The 21,138-nt window shown below is 47.3% G+C and carries 26 protein-coding genes; 9 read left to right on the top strand and 17 right to left on the bottom strand.

Annotated elements, in window-relative coordinates:
- Positions 1–58: 58 nt before the first annotated feature.
- Genes METPAY_RS10250 through METPAY_RS10235 form a run of 4 tightly spaced genes read left to right on the top strand, consistent with a single transcriptional unit; the run spans position 59 to position 3,713 of the window.
- Positions 59–694 (top strand): Yip1 family protein, encoded by a 636-nt coding sequence (locus METPAY_RS10250; RefSeq protein ID WP_048152150.1) that lies wholly within the window; start codon positions 59–61, stop codon positions 692–694.
- Positions 695–705: 11 nt separating this feature from the next.
- Positions 706–1,878, top strand: coding sequence for a COG1361 S-layer family protein (locus METPAY_RS10245; RefSeq protein ID WP_048152146.1), 1,173 nt, complete (start codon positions 706–708; stop codon positions 1,876–1,878).
- A gap of 27 nt (positions 1,879–1,905) precedes the next feature.
- On the top strand, positions 1,906–2,571 hold the full coding sequence (locus tag METPAY_RS10240) for an ABC transporter ATP-binding protein (protein WP_013328264.1): 666 nt from the start codon (positions 1,906–1,908) through the stop codon (positions 2,569–2,571).
- Positions 2,568–3,713 carry an ABC transporter permease gene (locus tag METPAY_RS10235; RefSeq protein ID WP_048152144.1) on the top strand — a complete coding sequence of 382 codons (1,146 nt, stop codon included), beginning with the start codon at positions 2,568–2,570 and terminating at the stop codon, positions 3,711–3,713. Before METPAY_RS10240 ends, METPAY_RS10235 begins: the two co-directional genes overlap by 4 nt.
- 6 nt (positions 3,714–3,719) lie before the next feature.
- On the opposite strand, the gene METPAY_RS10230 is transcribed toward METPAY_RS10235, so the two are convergent.
- The 5 genes from METPAY_RS10230 to METPAY_RS10210 all read right to left on the bottom strand — a co-directional run bounded on the left by METPAY_RS10230 (position 3,720) and on the right by METPAY_RS10210 (position 7,223).
- A complete protein-coding gene (locus tag METPAY_RS10230; protein ID WP_048152141.1) occupies positions 3,720–3,923 on the bottom strand; it encodes a hypothetical protein in 204 nt (67 codons plus the stop codon).
- Complete coding sequence (locus METPAY_RS10225) at positions 3,920–4,552, bottom strand: DUF2953 domain-containing protein (RefSeq protein WP_084600805.1); 633 nt, start codon at positions 4,550–4,552, stop codon at positions 3,920–3,922. Before METPAY_RS10225 ends, METPAY_RS10230 begins: the two co-directional genes overlap by 4 nt.
- 18 nt (positions 4,553–4,570) lie before the next feature.
- A complete protein-coding gene (locus tag METPAY_RS10220; RefSeq protein WP_048152132.1) occupies positions 4,571–4,981 on the bottom strand; it encodes a spore germination protein GerW family protein in 411 nt (136 codons plus the stop codon).
- 85 nt (positions 4,982–5,066) lie between these two features.
- Entirely contained in the window at positions 5,067–5,924 is an 858-nt protein-coding gene (locus tag METPAY_RS10215; protein ID WP_048152130.1) for a cache domain-containing protein, read from the bottom strand.
- 45 nt (positions 5,925–5,969) lie between these two features.
- A complete protein-coding gene (locus METPAY_RS10210; protein WP_048152127.1) occupies positions 5,970–7,223 on the bottom strand; it encodes a DNA methyltransferase in 1,254 nt (417 codons plus the stop codon).
- A gap of 164 nt (positions 7,224–7,387) precedes the next feature.
- Between METPAY_RS10210 and METPAY_RS10205 the strand changes: the two genes are divergently transcribed.
- Positions 7,388–7,684: a YunC family protein gene (locus tag METPAY_RS10205; RefSeq protein WP_048152125.1), complete on the top strand. Its 297-nt coding sequence runs from the start codon at positions 7,388–7,390 to the stop codon at positions 7,682–7,684.
- A gap of 172 nt (positions 7,685–7,856) precedes the next feature.
- On the top strand, positions 7,857–8,459 hold the full coding sequence (locus METPAY_RS10200; protein ID WP_048152122.1) for a hypothetical protein: 603 nt from the start codon (positions 7,857–7,859) through the stop codon (positions 8,457–8,459).
- A 121-nt stretch (positions 8,460–8,580) separates the two neighbouring features.
- Here the strand turns inward: METPAY_RS10200 and METPAY_RS10195 are convergent, their stop codons facing one another.
- The 12 genes from METPAY_RS10195 to METPAY_RS10150 form a co-directional block, all read right to left on the bottom strand.
- Positions 8,581–9,390, bottom strand: a complete 810-nt coding sequence (locus tag METPAY_RS10195) for a 4Fe-4S binding protein (RefSeq protein ID WP_048152119.1) — start codon at positions 9,388–9,390, stop codon at positions 8,581–8,583.
- 204 nt (positions 9,391–9,594) lie between these two features.
- Positions 9,595–10,539, bottom strand: coding sequence for a sensor histidine kinase (locus METPAY_RS10190; protein ID WP_048152116.1), 945 nt, complete (start codon positions 10,537–10,539; stop codon positions 9,595–9,597).
- A gap of 73 nt (positions 10,540–10,612) precedes the next feature.
- Entirely contained in the window at positions 10,613–10,861 is a 249-nt protein-coding gene (locus tag METPAY_RS10185) for a hypothetical protein (protein ID WP_157199064.1), read from the bottom strand.
- 572 nt (positions 10,862–11,433) lie between these two features.
- The gene (locus METPAY_RS10180; protein ID WP_245611616.1) at positions 11,434–11,916 is read right to left on the bottom strand and encodes a hypothetical protein; all 483 of its coding nucleotides are present in this window, start codon (positions 11,914–11,916) and stop codon (positions 11,434–11,436) included.
- Positions 11,917–13,140, bottom strand: a complete 1,224-nt coding sequence (locus METPAY_RS10175; protein ID WP_157199063.1) for a nucleoside recognition domain-containing protein — start codon at positions 13,138–13,140, stop codon at positions 11,917–11,919. It abuts the gene before it with no gap.
- Position 13,141: 1 nt separating this feature from the next.
- Positions 13,142–13,747 carry a FeoB small GTPase domain-containing protein gene (locus tag METPAY_RS10170; RefSeq protein ID WP_048152111.1) on the bottom strand — a complete coding sequence of 202 codons (606 nt, stop codon included), beginning with the start codon at positions 13,745–13,747 and terminating at the stop codon, positions 13,142–13,144.
- A 17-nt stretch (positions 13,748–13,764) separates the two neighbouring features.
- Positions 13,765–13,986, bottom strand: a complete 222-nt coding sequence (locus METPAY_RS10165; protein ID WP_048152108.1) for a FeoA family protein — start codon at positions 13,984–13,986, stop codon at positions 13,765–13,767.
- 15 nt (positions 13,987–14,001) lie between these two features.
- A complete protein-coding gene (locus METPAY_RS14740) occupies positions 14,002–14,226 on the bottom strand; it encodes a FeoA family protein (RefSeq protein ID WP_084600803.1) in 225 nt (74 codons plus the stop codon).
- 172 nt (positions 14,227–14,398) lie between these two features.
- Complete coding sequence (locus METPAY_RS10160) at positions 14,399–14,866, bottom strand: metal-dependent transcriptional regulator (RefSeq protein WP_048152106.1); 468 nt, start codon at positions 14,864–14,866, stop codon at positions 14,399–14,401.
- Between the two features lie 264 nt (positions 14,867–15,130).
- Positions 15,131–15,283, bottom strand: coding sequence for a hypothetical protein (locus tag METPAY_RS14970; RefSeq protein ID WP_157199062.1), 153 nt, complete (start codon positions 15,281–15,283; stop codon positions 15,131–15,133).
- Positions 15,284–15,545: 262 nt separating this feature from the next.
- Entirely contained in the window at positions 15,546–15,998 is a 453-nt protein-coding gene (locus METPAY_RS10155; protein WP_048152104.1) for a metal-dependent transcriptional regulator, read from the bottom strand.
- A gap of 53 nt (positions 15,999–16,051) precedes the next feature.
- Positions 16,052–16,744, bottom strand: a complete 693-nt coding sequence (locus tag METPAY_RS10150; RefSeq protein WP_048152101.1) for a MarC family protein — start codon at positions 16,742–16,744, stop codon at positions 16,052–16,054.
- 205 nt (positions 16,745–16,949) lie between these two features.
- Between METPAY_RS10150 and METPAY_RS15160 the strand changes: the two genes are divergently transcribed.
- The 3 genes from METPAY_RS15160 to METPAY_RS10140 all read left to right on the top strand — a co-directional run bounded on the left by METPAY_RS15160 (position 16,950) and on the right by METPAY_RS10140 (position 21,130).
- Positions 16,950–17,114: a hypothetical protein gene (locus tag METPAY_RS15160; protein WP_169743660.1), complete on the top strand. Its 165-nt coding sequence runs from the start codon at positions 16,950–16,952 to the stop codon at positions 17,112–17,114.
- Positions 17,115–17,258: 144 nt separating this feature from the next.
- A complete protein-coding gene (locus tag METPAY_RS14285) occupies positions 17,259–18,719 on the top strand; it encodes a hybrid sensor histidine kinase/response regulator (RefSeq protein WP_052418768.1) in 1,461 nt (486 codons plus the stop codon).
- Positions 18,701–21,130 carry a heavy metal translocating P-type ATPase gene (locus METPAY_RS10140; RefSeq protein ID WP_048152098.1) on the top strand — a complete coding sequence of 810 codons (2,430 nt, stop codon included), beginning with the start codon at positions 18,701–18,703 and terminating at the stop codon, positions 21,128–21,130. Before METPAY_RS14285 ends, METPAY_RS10140 begins: the two co-directional genes overlap by 19 nt.
- Positions 21,131–21,138 lie beyond the last annotated feature (8 nt).

The raw sequence follows: 21,138 nt of genomic DNA, 5'->3' as shown, positions 1-21,138 counted from the left end.
CATAATATTCACCCGGCAAGGTAATGTTATATACTTCTAACATTTTATATAATAACACATGATTTCGGTAAAAGAAATATTGATTACCCCGGGGCATTTCTTTGAGAAGAAATGCAGGGAGGAGGCGTCCCTGAAGATGCCCGTACTGATAGTGCTGATTACGGCAGTTATCAGCGGAATATCTGCATATATAGTCTCGGGAAAGACCATTGAGGCCATGGGGTCAGGCCTTGAAGGATATGCATTCATCGCTTCGCTATTCGGTTTTGCATTCGCTTTTGTTTCAGCGTTTGTTTACTGGATAATATGGGTCTTGGCATTCCTGGTAATGATATATATCCTGAAAGGAAAGTCCGCATTTAAGCAGCTTGCAGAAGTTACCGGGTACGGCTTTATTCCACAAATATTCGGTGGAATTATCACCACGGCCATAATGATGACATCTATCCAGAACCTTGTAATCCCGGCAACTTCCAACATGCAGGAGATTGAGGTTGCCATGAAGGCATTTACAACTTCAGCACCAATGATGGCTGCATCCTTTGTAACCATAATATTTACAATATGGTCTGCGAATATCTGGTTATTCGGGATCAAAGAATCCTCAGGTCTGGAATTCAAAAAGGCCGCAATATGTGTTGGCGTGCCGCTTGTGATATTCATAATACTCAGCCTGAGTTCATTCGTCATGTGAGGTAGAAAAACATGAAATCAGGAATTATAATTTTGTTAATACTGACGGCATTTCTTGCGACGGCAGCATCGGCGGCTTCAACATCTACGAATGATGCCGCCTCCTATATCGAGATTACGTCATATGAGGTCAGTCCTTCGGTCTTCATGAAGGGAGACACGGGAACAATCGCAGTTACAATAAAAAATACAGGATCTTCCAGCGTCGAGATCCAGAGTGCAGACCTTTTCTCAAAAGATCTTACTCTCGTAAATGAAGAATCTTATTCGACCGTAGGAACAGTCGGACCGGGTACAAGCAGGGACTTTACCTTCACCATTAGGGCCGATGCATCCGACGGCATATATTACCCGAGATTCTACATCAACTTTGCAGGGGGAGGCAGTATGAGTGGCCTGATTCCCGTCAAGGTCGAGAGCACCCCGCTGGAGATATCGATAATCGATATTCCCGATGAATTCGGAAAAGACGTCAAGGACCCGGTGACCGTGCTTGTCGGAAACCCGAGGGAGAATGCGGTAAACGGTGTCGTGGTGAAGCCTGAAAGCGACACTGCATCGTTTATACAGAACAGCTATTTCATCGGAGAACTCCAGCCTGACGGGAGCCAGCAGGTTGAATTCGAGGTCATCCCTTCGGAATCGGGGGAGATCGTATTCAACGTCGAATACAGGAACGGGATCAACCTTCATACAACAGAGCAGGTGCTTACCTACACGATCGGGGAAGGCAAGAAAGATGCCGAGATAGTAGTAAACAATGTCGAGGTGTCCTCCGGAAGCAGTTACTACACCGTGACAGGTGATGTTACAAATGCAGGCCTTAAAAATGCAAAATCGGTGATCGTTACATCTTCTGATCCCGCTGTTCCGACCGACCCAAACCGCCTCTATGTAGTCGGCGAACTCGAACCTGACGATTTCTCAAGCTTCGAAGTCACGTTTACGGCTGAAAACACGAATGAAGTCCCTCTGAGCATAATATACAAGGATGAAGACGGAAACAGCTACGAAGAGAAGGTGACGGTCTCTCTCGGGGCGTCATACTCCCAGTCATCAGGGCAGTCGTCACAGGATTCCTCAGGTGACGGGTTCCCCGTCGGCCTTGTAATACTGGTCATCATAATTGCTGCAGGAGTAGGCGGAGCGATCCTGTATTCGTGGAAGAAAGAAGGCAGGTTATAATCACCCCATTTTATTTTTGGAACAGCCATGCATGTAATACAACTTGAAGGGGTCTCCAGGATCTACCGCATGACTTTCGGGGATGTGGTGGCGCTCAATAATGTCTCTCTTTCTATCGAAGAGGGAGATTTTATTGCAATAATGGGACCGTCAGGTTCGGGCAAATCCACGCTCCTCAATATGATAGGCTCCCTGGATGTCCCTACGAAAGGCAGGTTATACATCAACGGGACTGATGTCAGCAGGCTCTCCGACGATCAGCTTACAGATCTCAGGCGGGACACGATTGGGTTCATCTTCCAGCAGTTCAACCTGATTCCCCTCCTTACCGTAAGGGAGAACGTCGAGTACCCGTATATTCTCAAGTACCGTAAAAAGGACACGGAAGGCAGGTGCGACGAGCTTATCAGGCAGATGGGGCTTACCGAGAGCCTGAGCCACCACAAACCCAACGAACTCTCAGGCGGACAGCAGCAGAGGGTTGCAATCGCACGTGCACTTGTCAACGACCCGAAGATCCTGCTCTGTGACGAACCCACAGGAAACCTGGACTCAAAAACCGGACTGCAGGTAATGGAGCTGTTAAAGAGTCTCAACGAGCAGGGCAAGACCATTATCATGGTAACGCATGACAACCACATAGCCGAATATTCAAAGAGAATTATTACAATCGCGGACGGTGAAATACAGTGAGCACACCGATATTTTTCGAGTTTGCGAAGAGAAGCGTGAGGCTTCACTGGCTGAGATCGCTTCTCGCCGTCATCGGCATTGTCATCGGTGTTGCCGCAATCGCGTCCATGGGAATGCTTGGAAACAGCCTTACGCTGTCGATATCCGATTCACTCTCGGATGTCGGAGATTCCGTAGTCGTCTATTCTCACGGGGGTTCAGTTGTTGAAGACAAGATCACGAAGAGAATGCTTAAGGATATCGTCAGGGCGGCCGGTTCAAACGATGTGATTCCTGTCTATAATAAGGCCGACGAGATCGAGGCAGGGGGAGAAGAAGGTTTCGTCACCGTCTATGCTTTTGAAACACAGGACATTCCGTTGATTCTCGATCTCGAGGAAGGCCAGTACCTGAAGAGTTCTGCCGGAGCGCTTGCGGGCAGCAGAATTGCCGAAGAATACGACCTGAAGGTAGGCAGCCGTGTCAAACTCGGTGACGATAACCTGAGGATTGTAGGAATACTAAAAGAGAGAGGAATGGGATTCGATATCAATCCCGATTCCGCCCTCGTCGTAACCGACAAATTCTTTTCATCGACATACGACCAGGAGGATTATGACTTCGTCGTAGTCAAAATGAGGAACTTGGACGATATCGAGGATGTAAAGGATTCAATCGACGCAAAGATGAACAAAAAGGACGACGTGGTAGATATCTTCGATACAAAAGCGATCCTCGAGGCGATCTCCAGCGCATTCAGCCAGATCTCGATGTTCACGACGGCGATAGGCGGAATATCCCTTGTAGTTGCCGGAGTCTCGATATTCAATATCCAGATGATGTCCGTAACCGAGAGGATAAAGGAGATCGGAATCATCAGGAGCATAGGGACCAAGAAGAGCGAGGTCCTGAAGATGTTCCTCTACGAAGCATTCCTCCTCGGTCTTTTCGGTGCGATTGTCGGGGCATTCTTCAGTTTTGTAGCCGGCTTTGTGGTGCTGATGTTAATGCTAAACAGTACCACGTACCTCTTCGAACCTTCGACCCTGGTATACATCCCGTACGGAATGCTGTTCGGGATCGGTACAAGTCTAATCTCGGGATTCTATCCTGCATGGAAAGCGGCAAACCTGAACCCGATCGAGGCGCTGAGATTCGAATAAAAGATATTAACGGATCTGAAGAGGGAGCTCTTCCCTCTTCAGGTCAAAACTGTATGCCCCGGATTCAGTCTCCACTATTATCGATATCGGGCATACAGAAAAAACGAATCCACCGGGATATGCAAATGTTGATACATCGGCCACCGATGAAACTTTTACACCTCCTGCCGTTACCTTCCCGGAGGTGATTTTCTCTTTTACGATCTTCATGCGGCAGGGACACCCCCGGCGGTATCCGCTTTATTTTTCTCTTTCTTCTCACCGGATATTCTGAAGATCCTGATTGCCGGGGCTATTATCCTGTAGAACCTGGAGATCCTGAACCCTGCTTCAATTTCGCACTCCAGCGCCTCGGTCTCAAAAACCGGGAGAATATTCAGTTCGAAACGATCGGAACAGCTTAATACACCTTTCAGGGCGGAGACCAGACCGAACGCCATCCCTGTCCCGGCAGGATCGCCAAGGCCGACCCTTGCATTCACCCTGAGGTAATCGAAACTTATCTCCCTGAAGATTACAGCTGCCTCGTCGAGCAAAGGCTTTATTTTTCCGGGATCAAACGGCTGTTTATCCTTCTCCGTCTCTTCGGGGGTGGTTTCTTCTTTTCCCAGGGAAAACTCCTTAAGCCTGAATGAAAAGAGATAGAGCGTAGCAGTGCCGCCGGCAGATACCTTCACCGATGCACGGAGAAATCCCCAGCTTATCCATGCCAGAAAAAGATCGCTCCTGCTCGATCTCAGCCTGCCGGAGAACTTTACGGGCAGAGCCAGGATATGCACGGCTAAAACGACTAAAATTAATCCTATAATTAGTGCTGCGGCTAAGAGAAAAGAGACCATTCAGTCTACCGAAAAAAGTTATTTTCCTTTTTTCGTTTCTTCCTTTTTGACCTCTTCTTTTCCTTCTTCTTCTTCTTTCTTGTTCATCATTTCGACGACTTTCGGGATGATCTCCTCCCCGATGGCAGTTATAGCCTCGGTAACGGGGCCGGGCTTTTTCACCGGAACGACCCTTACGCCCTCGATTCCTTCGGTGTTCTTATCGATTACGACAAGTGCTATCGGGGACATTCCGCCCCCTGCACCTGCTCCTCCGCCCTGTCCGGTCTTGTCGTTTCCTCCGAATCCGGCTCCGAACCCGAAACCGTACGCGAATACCGGGATTATCGTGCAGCCGTTGATCTCAACAGGGTCACCGAGGGTGCTTCCCTCGTGGATGAGCCTGTCCAATTCTTTTAACGTTTTTTCAAACAGTTCTTCTGAAGACATATTTCCTGCTCCTTTTGTAACACAACAGCTTTCGGGAAAATAAAGGTAACTGATATTGAATATATATTCGTATGTAGAGAAGAGCTTATATCTCCTTTATAACCATCACCCGCCATTCTTTGTCAAGAATTTCTACGGTGCCCCAGAATGCCTGCTTTTGAACTTCATCGGCAGAACCTGTCGCTTTGAAGGAGTAATTATATGTACCCGAGGGGCTCGATGAATATTCCTCAGCAAATGCAATCAGCGAGGGATATGCCTCGTAAGCCGGATTTACGAACGTTTCACTCCCGATCTCTTCCGAGTCCTCGTCATAAAGAATAACCCCGTCAGGCTGTGCAACCATGACAGAATAACCGTACTTCGATTTTATATCCCCTGCATAAGGCTCGATCAGCTCTGCGGGAGTGAACGCGAAAGAGAGGATTCCTGCATATTCACCATCCTCCGAATATACGGGATATTCGAGAAGTGTTCCCATAACACCTTCATCAAGCAGCATATAATCCGACATTACCGGCGAACGGGTTGCAAGAGCCTCCTGTACAATCTCCTGGTATGAGAGATCAGCACCGACAAGATCGCTGTACGATTCGGGCATTATTGCAACGACCTGCCCGCCGGGACTTATGAATGCTGCCGAGTCGATCCACGAAAATCTCTCCTGTGAATCCCCGAGGATCACGTTCACCTGTGTCTGGTTGCGATCGATATCTGCGAGAGCCCGGGATGTTTCACCTGCAAGTGCAAGCGTGTCCGACAGGGACGAATTAACTCCCGATTCCAGGTACTGCAATGCTTCGGCGGCATCATCCCCTCCCCCTCCGGCAGACCCTACAGTTGAGACATTATCAATACCAGCACAGCCGCAGGCAAATGAAAAACAGAATACGAGCAATAGTGCAATGAATCCAATATTCGAGAAAAGACCCATGAAATTCATAGAGAATAAAAGTACGCACCTGGAAAAAATAGTTTTGGATTTTACTTATTCAGGCTTCCGGAATACCGCGATCCTGTTCGTATTCGTACCTTTCTTCCGGTTCTCTATACCCCAGATATTGGATGTCTTCGTAAAGTGCTGCTCGTTTATCACGACACCTGCACATTCGAATCCTGCATTAATCCCGAGCGGAACGACATGCTCGTCAAGGCATACTTTGCCGTTTCTGACCTCGCCTACCTCGAAGGCAACCCATCCGCCGGGTTTCGTGATCCTGAAGAGCTCCCTGAAGACATCACCCATCACCTGGCACCACCCGGCCGTTGTCCCGGCCATCGTGATCTTCTTCTCTATCTCTCCTGCATCGAGCGAGTTGAACCAGCAGCGGAGCCAGTTGTCCTTTGAGTACTGAACTATGTCAAGGAACGGGGGCGAGGTCACGGTAAGAGCAACCGAATCGTCATCGATCTCCGGAACGGAGACTGCATTGTTCGAAAGGAAGACAGCATTCCCTGATGCCGAATAAAGGTTATCGGCCTCCGTCTGCTCAAGATTTTTAAGGAGGCTTTTCGTCTTCTTAAGGATCAGCTTTTTCGTGTCCCTGTACCCAGGCACCTGATCTCTTTTTTTGTTGATCTTCACCTGACTTTCCGGAGACACGGCTTGGTTCGGCGGGAGTGTATATACCGAAAAAAAACCGCTGGAGTGACCTGTGAGCCGGTTTGTTGCGACCATCCTTATCCACAGGTCTGTCGGGTCCTCGATACCCTCCTTTCGCCTCTCAGCAAGATAGTCTCTCAGGGACACTATCTCCGAAAGAGTCGATTCATGAAAGAACATTGAAAGATCAATATCGGCCCTCCTGGAGCCATCATATTCGATCTCCTCAAGCCTCTTTTCGACATCCTGAATCTCCGGGGGCGTCAGCCTCGGTTCGCACAATATCCTGCTGAGGGGATTTGCATCATTGGATATAACGAATCTGCCGAGAAGAGCCGCCTCGATTATTGTCGTCCCCCTGCCGGTGAAAGGATCATAGACAACATCTTTCCCATTCGTAAGCAGCTCAATGAAAAACCGTGGAAGCTGCGGCTTGAAGCATGCACGGTATGAAACCTCGTGAATCGAAGATGCCTGCCGCTGCCTTGACGTCCAGAATTCGTTTACATACAAATTGCAGGGAATTTCATTTATAGTCCGAACTTCGGCAAGAGTCTCCGTGGTTTTACCCCCGTTATACGTGGATATAAAGCCGGAGATCTCTTTTCTGAACTCAGTGATATTATTTATCGGCGGCATTTCAATCTGACTTGTTCGATAACCGAAACAGGATTTCCAAATAATTATTCAGGGCAATCGGAATAAATGATGTGCTTTTGAGGTTCCACCAGAACCCCTGCGGTTATCGCATGTAACCGGGGCGATCTGCATCATATATATGCCCGGCGAGGAATCTTTGATCAATGAAAGGCGAAATAATCAGGCTCGGGAAAAAAAAGATCGAAGGATTCGTAATACCTATAGGAAAGGTAAACCTTGTCTTTGCCAGGACGGACAAGGGTCTTGTAGGATGCGGTGCGTTCGACGTCATGGCTCTTGAAAAGTTCGGGTATGCGGCTGCAAAAGTGAGACCTAAAGGAGAATCCGTAGGAGACCTCGACGACCTGATGAACGGAGAGATCGCGGCAGCGAACCCTTCTGCAGAAAAACTCGGCATGAAGGAGGGAATGACTGGAAAAGACGCAATTGCCCTCCTTTAAATATTATACAACCTCCTTTTCTTTTCAAACAGAAAAGAATACGTCTTCGTAATTTAGATTTTTTAAATTATCATTAAAGCAGCTCTTTGCCAAAAAAGCTATTATCACGCGTATATAAGATAATTCTAATTAATTGCATTAGTGCTGACGATATGACCACAATGAGGTAAATATGAATCAGAAAACCGGGTACATCCTGATTGCCGTTGCCGTTTTTTTCCTAATTACGGCTGCTGTATTTTCAACAGGATGCATCAAAGAAGAAAATCCCTATGATGATACAAAAGTCAACGAAGACGTAATTCAGATCAAAAACTTTAGCGTGAATTCCGAATCTTCAGATGTAAATACGTCGGCAAAAGGAACGATCTTTGTCAAAGGAGCCGGAAAAGTTCCCGAAAATGTACAGATCGTTGCCCTGATCGAGATAGATCCTGACGACTGGGGAGGTGTCAGCTTCGATATACCCACAGGGTGGCAGATCTCCGGAATTACAAGCAGTTACCCGGAAAATGACAGCACAGCAACACCTGCAGACTACGTATCTACATGGACCACCGCAGATCCCGATTACGAATGGAAATCAAGGATAGAAGTCGGGAGAGATCGCGGGTTTACACAAACAAAAGGCGGTACCGGGACTGTCGTGATCGAACTTGTTCCTGTTGATACGGCAATCCTGCCGGATACAGCAGATCTCCTTATTGCGGTCGGCTCCGATGAAAAGGATGGTACCAGGATAGTCGGTACCGATTATGTCGAAATACCCCTGTGATTTACCGGCAGTGAATAATTTCAATGCCGAAACTCCTGAAGGGGCCGGGCCTCATCCCTGCATAATTAAGCAGTGGACGGACCGGAGAGTCCTGAATTGGATAAAGGATAAGACTAAAACTTTATCGCGTCCCGTACGACCTGACATGCTCCCATGACCGTTTCAGGTCGGCCCTCAGGTTCCGGTCTTCATCATATATCCCGATATTCTTTCTGTCATATAAAGTGCGATCTTTTCCTGCCGGACAGACCTTCACGCAGATTCCGCAGGGAGCAAGGCGCCGCTTCTCAAGTCCGGCACTGTTCTCCGCACATGCCTTTTTATCTGTAAGGAACTCCGGGTATTGCCCTTTATCGCTGAGGGCAGATGCCGGGCACATCCGTACGCATGCCATGCAGCGGGTGCAAAGCTCCTCCTCCATCATGGAATCGGGTGGGAGTTCGGCTGTGGTAAGCACAGACCCGAAACGCACGCGGGGACCGTATTCCGGGGTCAGGAGCATATTGTTCACCCCGAAATTTCCGAGTCCTGCGAAAAATGCGGCATGACGGTGGGAGAAGAAGGCGATCGGTTTTTCAAGGAGCACATCGATGCCCGTGTACCCGTCCCGGGGTATAAAGACCGAAGGATACCCTCGTTCGTTGAGATATTCGGCAATCCGCCAGGCGTACTGGTCGAGAAGGCTGTTTAAGGTGCGATAGAGTTCCCTGTACCAGATCGAAGGGGCGGTCTCGATGACAGGCAGATGGACAGGTAGCCCGAGTACCACAACGGATTTGGCCTCCGGAAAGATCGACCGGGGGTAGAAAGCCTCAGGCATCCACGGTTTGAACGGAGGATTCTCCCACCGACCAGCATCAGCCACTCCGAAAAGAGGAATGTCCATCCCACTGCATTTATCTTTCAGTGCCTGTTTCAGTTCCCCGGCCATAATCACTCAGGAACTGTTTGTCGAATCCTGAAATAAAGATACCCCGTTTGAACCGGAAAGACCGGTGAGTATTCGCGGGTTAAAGATACACGACTGTTTTCTGCTGAAAGTGACGAACAGGGAATAACTGAAACAGAAACGATTCTGTCACATCAATAAATGGGGCATTTGGAGAATTGTTGCTAAAAAAATGAAAATCAAAAATTATAACGAAATCTCTTCGCTTTTTACCGGGAAAGTGATCATCCATTTTGTCCCGGATTCAACTGTCAGATCAGCACTTCCTTTAAGCTGCAGGGATACAAGATTGCGTATAAGACTTAGGCCCAGCGACTCCTGGCTTTCATCGATCAGGTGCTCGGGAATACCTACACCGTCATCACGGACGCACAATTCGAATTTATCGTTCTCACAACTGTATTCAACAGAAATCACCCCGGAAACCCGACCTGCAAAAGCATATTTCAATGAATTGCTTATGATCTCGTTCATGACCATGCTAAGGGGTATAGCCTGATCGATATCAAGCAGGCATTCTTTGCCTTTTACTTTAAAATCAATATCTTTGCCCAGGAAATAAGTCTGAACCATCTGCTCGCCCAGGCTTAAGAAGACATCATGAATATTAACCTTCGAAACGACTTTCGATTGCAACAGGCATTTATGCACCATCGAGATTGACAATATCCTGTTATTAATCTCGGTCAGTTTTTGTTTTGTCTCCTCTTCATTCGAATTTAAAATCTGCATCGAGATCAGGCTGCTGATAACGGCAAAAGTATTGTTGAACCGCTCGTTAACACAGGAAAGAAGAGTTTCTCTCTCCTCTACCATCTTTATAAAACCGTTCCGGGTCATTTTCAGCCTGCTGCTGTAAAAGTACCCGATGAACAAAACCGCCGAAAACGACAAAAGAATGGTTGTCCCAACGGCAATGTAGTCGTTAAGGACAGGAATTTCAAATAAAGACTGATTTAATTCTTTTTCAGCAGGTAAATCCCCTGAACCATAATAAGAGCTGCTGCCCTGTATACCGGTCTGCCCGGGTGAATTATCAACTGCACAAATGAAACATGATCCGGGTACGACCATGCCTGACAATACGACGATGAATATTAATACTGTAAAAAAATATCCTCCTTTAACCATCTTATCCCCCTTATTGTTAACCCGGTTTATATTCCGCAAAATGACAATTACCCACTAAATAGACGGACAATCATCAAAGCGAAGTTACTTTTTTAAAAATTCCTGTAAGACTGCCTTCCGTATTTTGATCGCAGTTTTTATCGCGCATTGCAGAGAGAATTTCTCCAAAATTGTAGAACTCTTTAAATCCGGGCTTCAGAATGCCTGATATATTGACAGTCCGGTGAAATTCCTGTCCGGACTCCACATTGTCTAAACTCCCGGCCCTGCCTTTGGTATTTAACAAAGACAAGAACACTTCACATTCCTTCTTTTCCGGCATAAGGTGTCCTCCCATTATAGTGTAATATTTCGCCTGTTTTCAGCAGGAATTCATTAAAAAGATAAAATATCGATCGGTCAATAAAATACCCAATGCTCATAATCCCCGCGTCAAACACCACAACAGGGAGATTATTTTTAATATTATATTAATATGATCAAATAAAATAATATAATGGTCGAATTATTTATTAAAATATGATCTAAATAATTATATAAATATAATCTTTCAAATTTAGATCCTTTGTTTTAAAGGAAAATTCCGGTTTTGGTCTGAATATCAGTTTTAAAATGTCATATATGAAATATCTTTTCAATTGTTACTTTTTCATCCGGCGTTCTGTTTCCCGACAGAAATCCGGATTTATGCTGATGATTTATCTGATATGTTGATGAATCTCTTCAAGACAATATAATGCTTATCATATGGGCATTGCACAATCTGTGAATCAAAAAAGTCTTGTCAGCCTCATTGAAGCGTAATCTGAGATTTACGAGATACTTCAGGCATTTTTTTACTGCAACAGGATAATTGAAATTTAGGAAAAAAGCTCTTTTCCGTTAAAAAAGAATTTATTGGTTTTCTTTGTCGTACCTTACCGCCAGGTATACAAGCACCAGGATGAAAGGCAGAAGGATAATTGCAGGGGAATAAGGAGGAGCAAAACCGCTTAAAAATCCACCCAGCGAGTTGAAAAACTCGGGCGAATCTTCTCCTGCCGGAATGCTCTCGCAGAGCCTTGCAAACAAATCCGTTGCCGCGATCATGAGCACCATGAGCGCCCCAAGGGTTACTTTTGCAAACTGCCTGATCTCATATGCCTTCAACGCACCGGAGAGCATTATAACTCCTCCTATGAGCACTACGAGGCCGCCCCATGCCCAGCGGAAGAAGTCGTCGCCGGCGATCTCCATTATCCCGAACTCGATTCCGGGACTGAAACCGGCCCAGACAAGAATGTCGGCGCACCCGAATGCAAACGCCACTATACCTATAACCAGAACATATATGCTCAGGCCGCTGAATTTTTCATTGCTGCTGTTTTTCATATCCATTTACGCCACCCCCAGGAGAATTCCGATTGCATGAATCAGGCCGCCGTAGATCATAACTACGCAGAACAGCACTCCGACTGCTGCCAGAAGCTGTTTCCAACCCTCCTTAAGCATAACAACAAAGGTTGCCACGCACGGGAAGTATATCGAGATCAGGACCACAGACGTAATCATCTGGTATGTCGTCATCGGAATCGCCGAAAGCTGTGCTATTGCAAGGTCCTTCCTCAGGAATGCGGCAACCAGTGGACCGGCCGTCTCCTTCGGCACGCCGAACCAGTATACGAACAGAGGTTCGAAGAAGTTCGACAACGCCTGTATAACCCCTCCGAGATAGAGGAGGTTTACGACCAGCACACCGAACAGGACGAACGGGACAGCTTCTTTTAAAAATCCCCTCGTCCTCATCCAGAGCTTCTTGCCGACATTGTTCCATACCGGCATATGGTATGCAGGAACATCGATCAGTATCTCGGGATTCTTGCCGGGAATAATCTTATCGAGGATTATTCCGAAGATTGCAAAGCCCGCTATAAGATAGAGCATCACCCAGCCTACCGAATCCGGTATGACTTCGAGCATCACACCGAGCTGTGCCCCGCACGGGATGAATATCGCAAGGAGCGTCATCATCATGAAGCGCTGCTTCTTTGTTTCGAGGATGCGTGTCGCTGTTACGGCAGGAACATTACACCCGAGACCGAGGATCGCGGGGACGATTGCATACCCGTGAAGACCGATCTTGTGGAGCAGGGTGTCCACCAGAACCGCAAGCCTGGGTAGATAGCCCGAATCCTCAAGAAGCGTCATCATCAGGTAGAATATCAAAACCGCCCACAAGACGACACCCAGGGAGACGAACAAACCGGATGTCAGCATACCGAATGCCTCAAAGCAGTTATCGGCCGCCGGATCCCCTACAAACAGGAAATAAATCCATCCGCCGGGATCGGGCCATACGGACTGCAGCCATGGCAGCCAGTAGTTGTCGAATAGCTTCACCATGAACCCGTCGGTCATGAGAGCTCCTGCAAAAGAGCCAAATATGCTCCAGAAGGCATACAGTACAGCTATTGCAACCGGAATTCCGGTCAGCGGAACAACGGTGAGTTCACCGATGACATCACGGAGGCTCTGTTTGTATTCGCCGTATGTTACAATGCGGCCTGAAATCTTGTCTACAAGATCCCAGCGTTCGTCCTCGGAGATATAATTACCAGCCATATCAGCAGCCTCCGCATCCACCGCAGCCCTTGCATCCGCCGGACTGAGCGGGTTCTTTGTTCTTTCCTTCAAGTGCAGCCTTTATCTGTGAAACATCAGAGACACGTGCTTTTCCTGCCATCTTTGCAAGGTCTTTCAAGCCCTCACCGCTGATAGCGGATGTTGCAACGACAGGCACTCCAAGCAGGCGCTGGAGTTCCGAAGGATTCACCAGGATCTCCTTGTCATGCGCCTCATCTATCATATTCAATGCGATAATTGCCGGATAGCCGCGTTCGATAACCTCGAGTGCAAGATACAGGCCTCGCTCGACCCTTGTCGCATCAAGGACTATCATCACGACTTCCCCTTTCGCCTTTTCAAGAAGACTTACGGCAACCTCTTCAGCACCGTCCCGGGGATCAAGAGAATACGTACCCGGCACATCGGTGACCTCGTAAAAGACCCCTCCTTCGGCGAATTCACCCTTGGTGTAATCCACAGTGGTGCCGGGATAGTTGGAGACAATCGCTTCTCCGCCGGTCAGGCGGTTGAAAAGAGCGCTTTTCCCGACATTCGGGTTGCCGACCATCATTATTTTCTTTATTTTTCTTATCTTTTCTGCCATAATCCAGTCTCCCCGTATCAGTTACATTCGACGAAGACGGAATCGGCCATCTCAAGGCCCATCGCGACCTCGACTTCACCGAGCATTACAACAACCGGCCCTTTTACAGGCTGTTTTGTAACCATGGTCAGGGTCTTTCCCTCCCTGACTCCAAGTGCACGAAGGCCCGATTTGTTGGAACTGATCTCACAGACAGTCCCGTAATCACCAAAATCCATCTCGGACAACTTTTTCTTCATAGGATTCCTCAATAATCAGCTATCTATTCTCAAAACCCTGATTCTGCCAGCCATTCGTCTTCCAATCGCAAGAGTAATGCCTTTGACCTCAACGACTACGGGTCCGCAGCCTGCGGATATCATTTTAACAATACATCCCTCAGAAAGCCCGCGGAGTGCAAGATCCTGTCTTGAACGACCGCGACCGGGAATCATTGTGATCCTTCCTCTTTCCGATTGGGACAATTCGGTCAGAAACATGAGTTTACCATAAGATGTTGCAAATTCGGTTGTAATGAATAGGGTTCGAAAAATACCCGGTTTTTAATCAAAAACCGGAACAGATTAGGATTATCCGGAAATTCCAAAATCAATCCGGCGGGAAAATCCACCTTAAATAAGGACAGCAAAACTAAATTTAATGCTAAAATAATTATTCGGGATCGCTTTTTGCTTCTTCTGATCTTTTGACACGGCAGTATGCCTCAAAGTCCGCGAATGTATGGGACCGATCCGCCCTTTCATCGACAAAGTTCAACAGGAACTGGATCTGCTCGATGGATCTGGGATTAAGTTCATGCTCCATCATACATGCATCTTCATCTGCGATATCCTCGGGAACTCCGATCCTCATGAAGAACGCCTTGAGAGTGTCGTGCCTGCTCTTTATCATCTTTCCTATGCGGAGACCTTCGGGATTCGGGACGACCCCCTCGTATTTCCTGTACCTGACAAGACCCTGCCTGTCAAGCTTCCGAAACATTTCCACCACACTTGAAGGGCTGACCCTGAGTTCGGCAGCAACATCCTTTGTCCTGGCGTAGCCTTTCTCCCGGCTAACTATATAGATCGCTTCGAGATAATCCTCCGCCTTCCTGCTGAGATGTATTTTTCCGGACATTTCATACCTCATTTCTTTAGAATATCATCTTTATTTTTATACAAATATTAAAGGGTTTCAAAAAAGATTCGGTTTCTGCGAATAATATAATGTATTTGGGTTTTTGGAGAAAACCCTAACTATGGATTGTGTGGATTTTTATAATCCAGAGGTTTTAGAGTCGATAACGGTGTGTTGGTTTTGATGCGTTCATGAGTGTATAGCCATGAATTTTTCCCTGACGCTATTTTATTGTAGAGATTTTATAACACAGGCGACGGTCTGCTACATCCTTACACCCCCGTAAACCGGTTTATTCCCCGCTTTCAGGGGGGAATCCTCCTTCAGTTTTATACCCGCAAGTTCGAGCAGGACCGGGGAGACACGTGAGAGATCCCTGACCCCGCCTATCGAAGAGCGTCCGCCAGAGTGAGACATTCAATACCCTCCCCGGGGATCTCTTGCCGGCGTATTTAAGCACCGGCCCCTTTCATCATTTACGAATTTTATCTCAGGCTTCATCATCTAAACTAAAATTGCAGTTTAGGTATGGAATAAGATGACCCGAAATTTTTGAAACGAATGCAAATCTCCCAAAGAATATAATAAAAAATCTCAGGTGACCGAAATTTACAGAAAATTCACAATATCCGGACATCCGGGATTAATGTTCAAAAAAGAAGGTGTGAAAAATCGACATTTATGAATCGTGAGAATTTTCCTCCCTGAATCTCTTCAGGTCCTCAAGTATTCTTTTATTGTCATCCCCCCCAAGAAAGCCCACGAGATTATCGATCGCAGAGATAGTATCGCGTTCGAGTTCGTGCTCCATCTTACATGCATCGCTGTCCGCAATATCATCATTAACCCCGATCAGGCGCAGGAAATTAAAGAGAGTGTCGTGGCGGAATTTGATTGTTCTTGCGATCTCCAGGCCGTCCGGTTTCAGCCTGACACCTTCATACTTCCTGTACTCGATAAGCCCCATCTTATCCAGTTTTATGAACATCTCGACCGTCGACGAAGGGGTCACGCCAAGCAGAGCGGCGACATCCCTTGTCTTTGCGTATCCTTTCTCAAGGCTTACGACCAGGATCGCCTCAAGATAATCCTCGGTTTTTCTTGTCAGTTTTTTGCCCCTGTAGGATGTCATCAATATAATTAGGATATCCAAATAAATTTAGGTTTCCAAAAAAAGGGGAGCCTTCAGACAGACGGCACAATAAAGGTGCTGTTTATCGCCGCCAGTCCTTCGATGAAGAGCGTAACTGCAATTGCCGCAAGAATCAGGCCCATTATCCTGACAAGTATCTCAAGTCCCTGGTCGCCGAGGCCATGCCTGATAGGGGTTGCAAGGAAGTTTACGATGCAAACGATCAGGCATATTACTACTATCACGATCAGCGAATCGATGACAGCTCCCCATCCTGCGGAAAATGCCTTGTTTCCGTACATTATGACGACACTCAGTGCCCCAGGGCCTGCATAGATCGGGATTCCGAGGGGGACGAGCACTTTGGGCAGGAAGGCTTCGGCCTCCTCAAAATCCTTTTCCAGCGATTTATTCCCGTCGGCACCCCCGTCGACATGCATGATCTTCTTCTGCCTTTCGGTATGCTCCCCGCTCACCATTGACAGTGCGATAATCAGGACGATTATTCCGCCCGCAATCTGGAATGCGGGTATGCTTATCCCGAAGAACTGCAGAATTGCATTCCCTGCAAAGAAGAACAAACCGAAAAAAACCACCAGAAAAACGGAAAGAAGGATTGCCATTGCCTTCTGAACCCTTGGTGCGAGACCTTCAGTATACGTTATGAAAAAGGGAAGATTTCCGAACGGGTTTGCAAGTGCGAACAGGGCACCGAAAAATGCAACGAATAATGACAACTCTTCCACAATACCACCCCGGTTAACAACCAGTTGTTTTGCAGGACACTTTAAATTAATTTCCCAAACGATCTGGCAGAATAACAGCATTTTCGTAATGAAAAAATTTTGACAATCGGGTCTTTTCCTTAAAATTGAAGGGAGAAGTTCAAGGCGACCGTATTTTCAACTTAATTATCGCGTTGAAAAATCGGCGCAAAAGGAAGTGAAACAAATGGAAAGTGAACTATTAACCCACATAAACGGCGAACTTAAACACGTCCACGATGATATCGAGCACGTCGAAAGAGACATCCAGGAACTTGTGGCACACCTGAAAAATCTCGACGAACACATGCATCACCTGATGGATGAGGCAGAGAGCGGAGAAATCCAGTAATTTATACTGAAAAGGGGGCAATTGATCTTGAAAATCCCAATTCACAGGTACTACCGCACGATAAAATTATAAAAAATCCCTTTCTGAAAAACAAATTTTTTTCGGCCATTATATATCGCAACCTAATCCCCAAAACTCAGTACCATGATTAAAATCCTCATAGTGGATGATGATCCCGAGGTCCTGGATATTACAAAAATATTTCTTGAAAGAACCGGTTACTTCAAAGTTGCCACAGGAAATTCTGCAGCAGAGGGGCTGTTAAAACTTGAAGAACAAAATTTTGAAGCCGTAATATCCGATTATGAGATGCCTGATATGAACGGACTGGATTTCCTGAAAAAGATCAGAGGGGAAGGGAATATCATACCGTTCATAATCTTCACGGGCCGGAGTCGTGAAGAGGTTGTGATAGAGGCAATGAACAGCGGTGCGGATTATTATATCCAGAAGGGTACAGATCTCAAATCGCTTTTCGCCGAACTCACACATAAAATCCTGCTCGCGGTCGATAAGAAAAGATCTGAAAAAGCACTTGAGGAGGCAAATGAATACAAAAACAGGCTTATTGAATCTCATATCGATCCGCTCCTCACAATCGACGACAGGTACAAAATCATGGATATCAACTCGGCGATGGAAAAATTGTCAGGATACAGGAAGGACGAGATTGAAGGAAAGGATCTTGCAGTGCTTTTCCGGGATCATGAAAACGCGAAATCAGCTCTCGCCATCGCATTAAAAGAAAACAACCTGCGGGATTATCCGCTCGATATCGTAACAAGCTACGGTGAAATTATCCCGATTCTCTTTCACGCAGCACCTTATATTAATGAAAAGATGGAATTTCTCGGATTTTTTACCGAATTTCATGAGTATAAAGAAGAGAAAAATGAACATGCCGGGGAAAAGATCAGTAAAAATGAATTCTATCTCGATATCCTGACGCACGATATCAGAAATATGATCATGGTAGAAACCGGATGCCTTGAGATCGATGGAAATTCGGAAGAAGAGCAGTCTCTGTGGGAGAAGAGAATGAGAAATCTTATCGGAAACATCAAACACCTGATTGAAAATACCGAGGCTATGAGACAATCCGATGAGAACTGCCACGATTTAAAGCCGGTCGAATTAAGGCCGCTGATATGCAGGGAGGCCGAAAACTATCCCGACCTTGATATAACCATCGAGGATTTCGGCTGCATGGTCGTAGCAGACGATCTGCTTGGCTCCGTATTCTACAACCTCTTCAACAATGTAAAAAAACACTGCGGTGCCGGAACAGAAGTAAGGATCTCGGCACCTGAATACGAAGAGGGATCCGCAATATCTGTTTTCTTCGAGGACTTCGGACCAGGTATCCCTGGTGATATTATTGAGGGTTTTAACGTGGGAGACCTGACTGAAAATGGCAATTCTGGTAAGAAAAGCCACGGGCTTGGTCTTATCAGGAGTATCATGGATAACTGCGGCGGGCAGATAATGATCCTGTCTAATGAAGGGAAAACAGGTACAAAATATATAATAAGTCTTAAGAAGCACTTTCCATACGAGGAATCATTATTATTAAGTGAGAAGAGCGTATGTCTGAAAAACCGGTAAAAAAGACCTCTCTTAAGGTCACTGGGATGCACTGTGCGGCATGTGCTGCGAACGTGGAATCGGCGCTGAAGAAGCTTGAAGGAGTGGATTCAGCTTCCGTCAGCATCGCATCAGAGGACGCACAGGTAAGATTCGACCCGGAAAAAATAAGCCTGGGGGATATAGAGTCGGCAATCAAAAAGAGCGGATACGGAGTATCTCTTGCCGAACAGAAGATCAAGATCGGCGGGATGCACTGTGCCGTATGTGCCGGAAGCGTAAAAGCTGCTCTTGAAAAAGTCGACGGCGTTATGTCGGCCGATGTAAACCTCGTCGACAACTCGGCTGTAATATCGTATATCCCGGGGGACACGGATAAAAGAGAATTCAAAACGGCAGTTGAATCGGCTGGTTTCCAGTACATGGGGACTGAAGAGGATTTTTCTTCAGAGAAAGAGACAGAGGAGTTCGAAAAGGAACAGAAAAACAAACTCGTGAGAATTGTGCTCGGGCTGGGAACCGCCGCAGTTCTTATTGCAATAATGTACTCGGGGCTTTCGGCGTTCATATCCGTCAATCTCCTGATGTTCATAATCTCCACACCAGTCCTGATCTATCTTGCATACCCCATTTTCAGTGCAGCGTTCATCTCCCTGAGAAACAAAACGCTCAGCATGGACGTGATGTACGCCCTCGGTATCGGGACGGCATATATTGCGTCCGTATTCGGCACTTTTGAGATCGTTCTCACGAGCGATTTCATGTTCTACGAGACCGCCGTTATGCTCACTGCATTCCTGACGCTGGGACGATATCTTGAGGCGAATGCAAAAGGTAGAACGAACGATGCCGTGAAGAAGCTCCTGAACCTGAAGCCAGCAAAAGCCCTCGTGAAGAAAGACGGCGAATATGTCGAGATTCCTGCAGAAGACCTGATGGAAGGAGCCGAGATCCTTGTCAAACCGGGAAGCAGGGTCCCAGTCGACGGAACTGTTCTCTCGGGAGAGGCGTATGTCGATGAGTCTATGATAACTGGAGAGCCGGTGCCTGTTCTAAAGAAGCAGGGAGACACGGTAACAGGCGGAACGCTGCTTACCGGGGGATCGGTTGCATTCACAGCTACAAAGGTAGGAAAGGATACGGTCTTATCGCAGATCATAAGCCTCGTCGAGGAGACCCAGAGGACGAAACCACCGGTCCAGAGGATCGCGGATGTGGCTGTAGCATGGTTCATACCCGCAATACTTCTCATAGCAATAGTTGCATCCTCGGTCTGGTATTTCGTACTCGGTTCGACAACTCTCTTTGCACTGACCGTCTTCATATCAATTATAGTCGTGGCATGCCCGTGTGCACTCGGTCTCGCGACGCCGACCGCTGTTACGGTAGGAATCGGAAGAGGGGCTGAACTCGGAATCCTTATCAGGAACGGCGAGGCGCTCGAGATATCGGAGAAGCTGAAGACGATAGTATTCGACAAGACCGGGACCCTGACACGGGGAAAGCCGGAGGTCACTGACATTACATCCTTCGGCATGGAAGAGAATGAGATGATCGGTCTTGCAGCCGCAGCAGAAAGCTTCTCCGAGCATCCAATCGCAAAGGCGATCCTCGATTATGCAAAGGAAAAAGAGATCGCAGTGCCTGAGGGGGAAAACTTCAGGTCCGAGACAGGCGGCGGTGTTGAGGTCACTGCAGGCGGGAAGAATGTCACTGCAGGAACCCGCGACTTTGTATCGAACAGCGGCGCTGTCATCGATGAAAAGACCGAAGAAACGCTTGCGGCCTACGAAAGTGCAGGAAAAACAACAGTCACAGTAGCCGCGGACGGAAAAATCATCGGGGTACTGGCAATATCCGATGTACTGAAGGATTCTGCAGGAAAGGCCGTATCGGAGATAAAAGCAATGGACCTTTCGGTCTCGATGATTACCGGGGACAACGCGATCACTGCACTTTCGGTCGCAAAGGAGGCGGGTATCGACGATGTACATGCAAATGTCCTGCCCGGTGAAAAGGCCGCACAGGTAAAAAAGATCAGGGAGGAATCCGGCATGACCGCCTTTGTAGGAGACGGCATAAATGACGCCCCGGCTCTTGCCGAGGCCGACGTGGGCATAGCGGTAGGAAGCGGAACGGATATCGCCCTGGAGAGCGCTGATATAGTCCTGATGAAGAGCGACCTCAGAGATGTCGCAGCCGCAATTCAGCTTTCAAGAAAGGTCATGGGAAGGATCAAGCTGAATCTTTTCTGGGCTTTTGCATACAACACGGCGTTGATCCCCGTCGCCGCAGGAGTCCTTTACCCGTTTTACGGAATTATATTCAGGCCGGAGTATGCAGGCGCCGCCATGGTGCTCAGTTCGGTCACGGTTATTTCACTCTCGCTGATGCTCAAAGGGTACAGGCCGCCCGCAGTTGCAGAAAGATAAAACAAAGA

It is taken from the genome of Methanolacinia paynteri, from assembly GCF_000784355.1.
In the GTDB taxonomy this organism is placed as follows: Archaea; Halobacteriota; Methanomicrobia; order Methanomicrobiales; family Methanomicrobiaceae; genus Methanolacinia; species Methanolacinia paynteri.
Note: the sequence above shows the minus strand (reverse complement) of the source record. Positions and strands in the feature narration are given on the sequence as shown.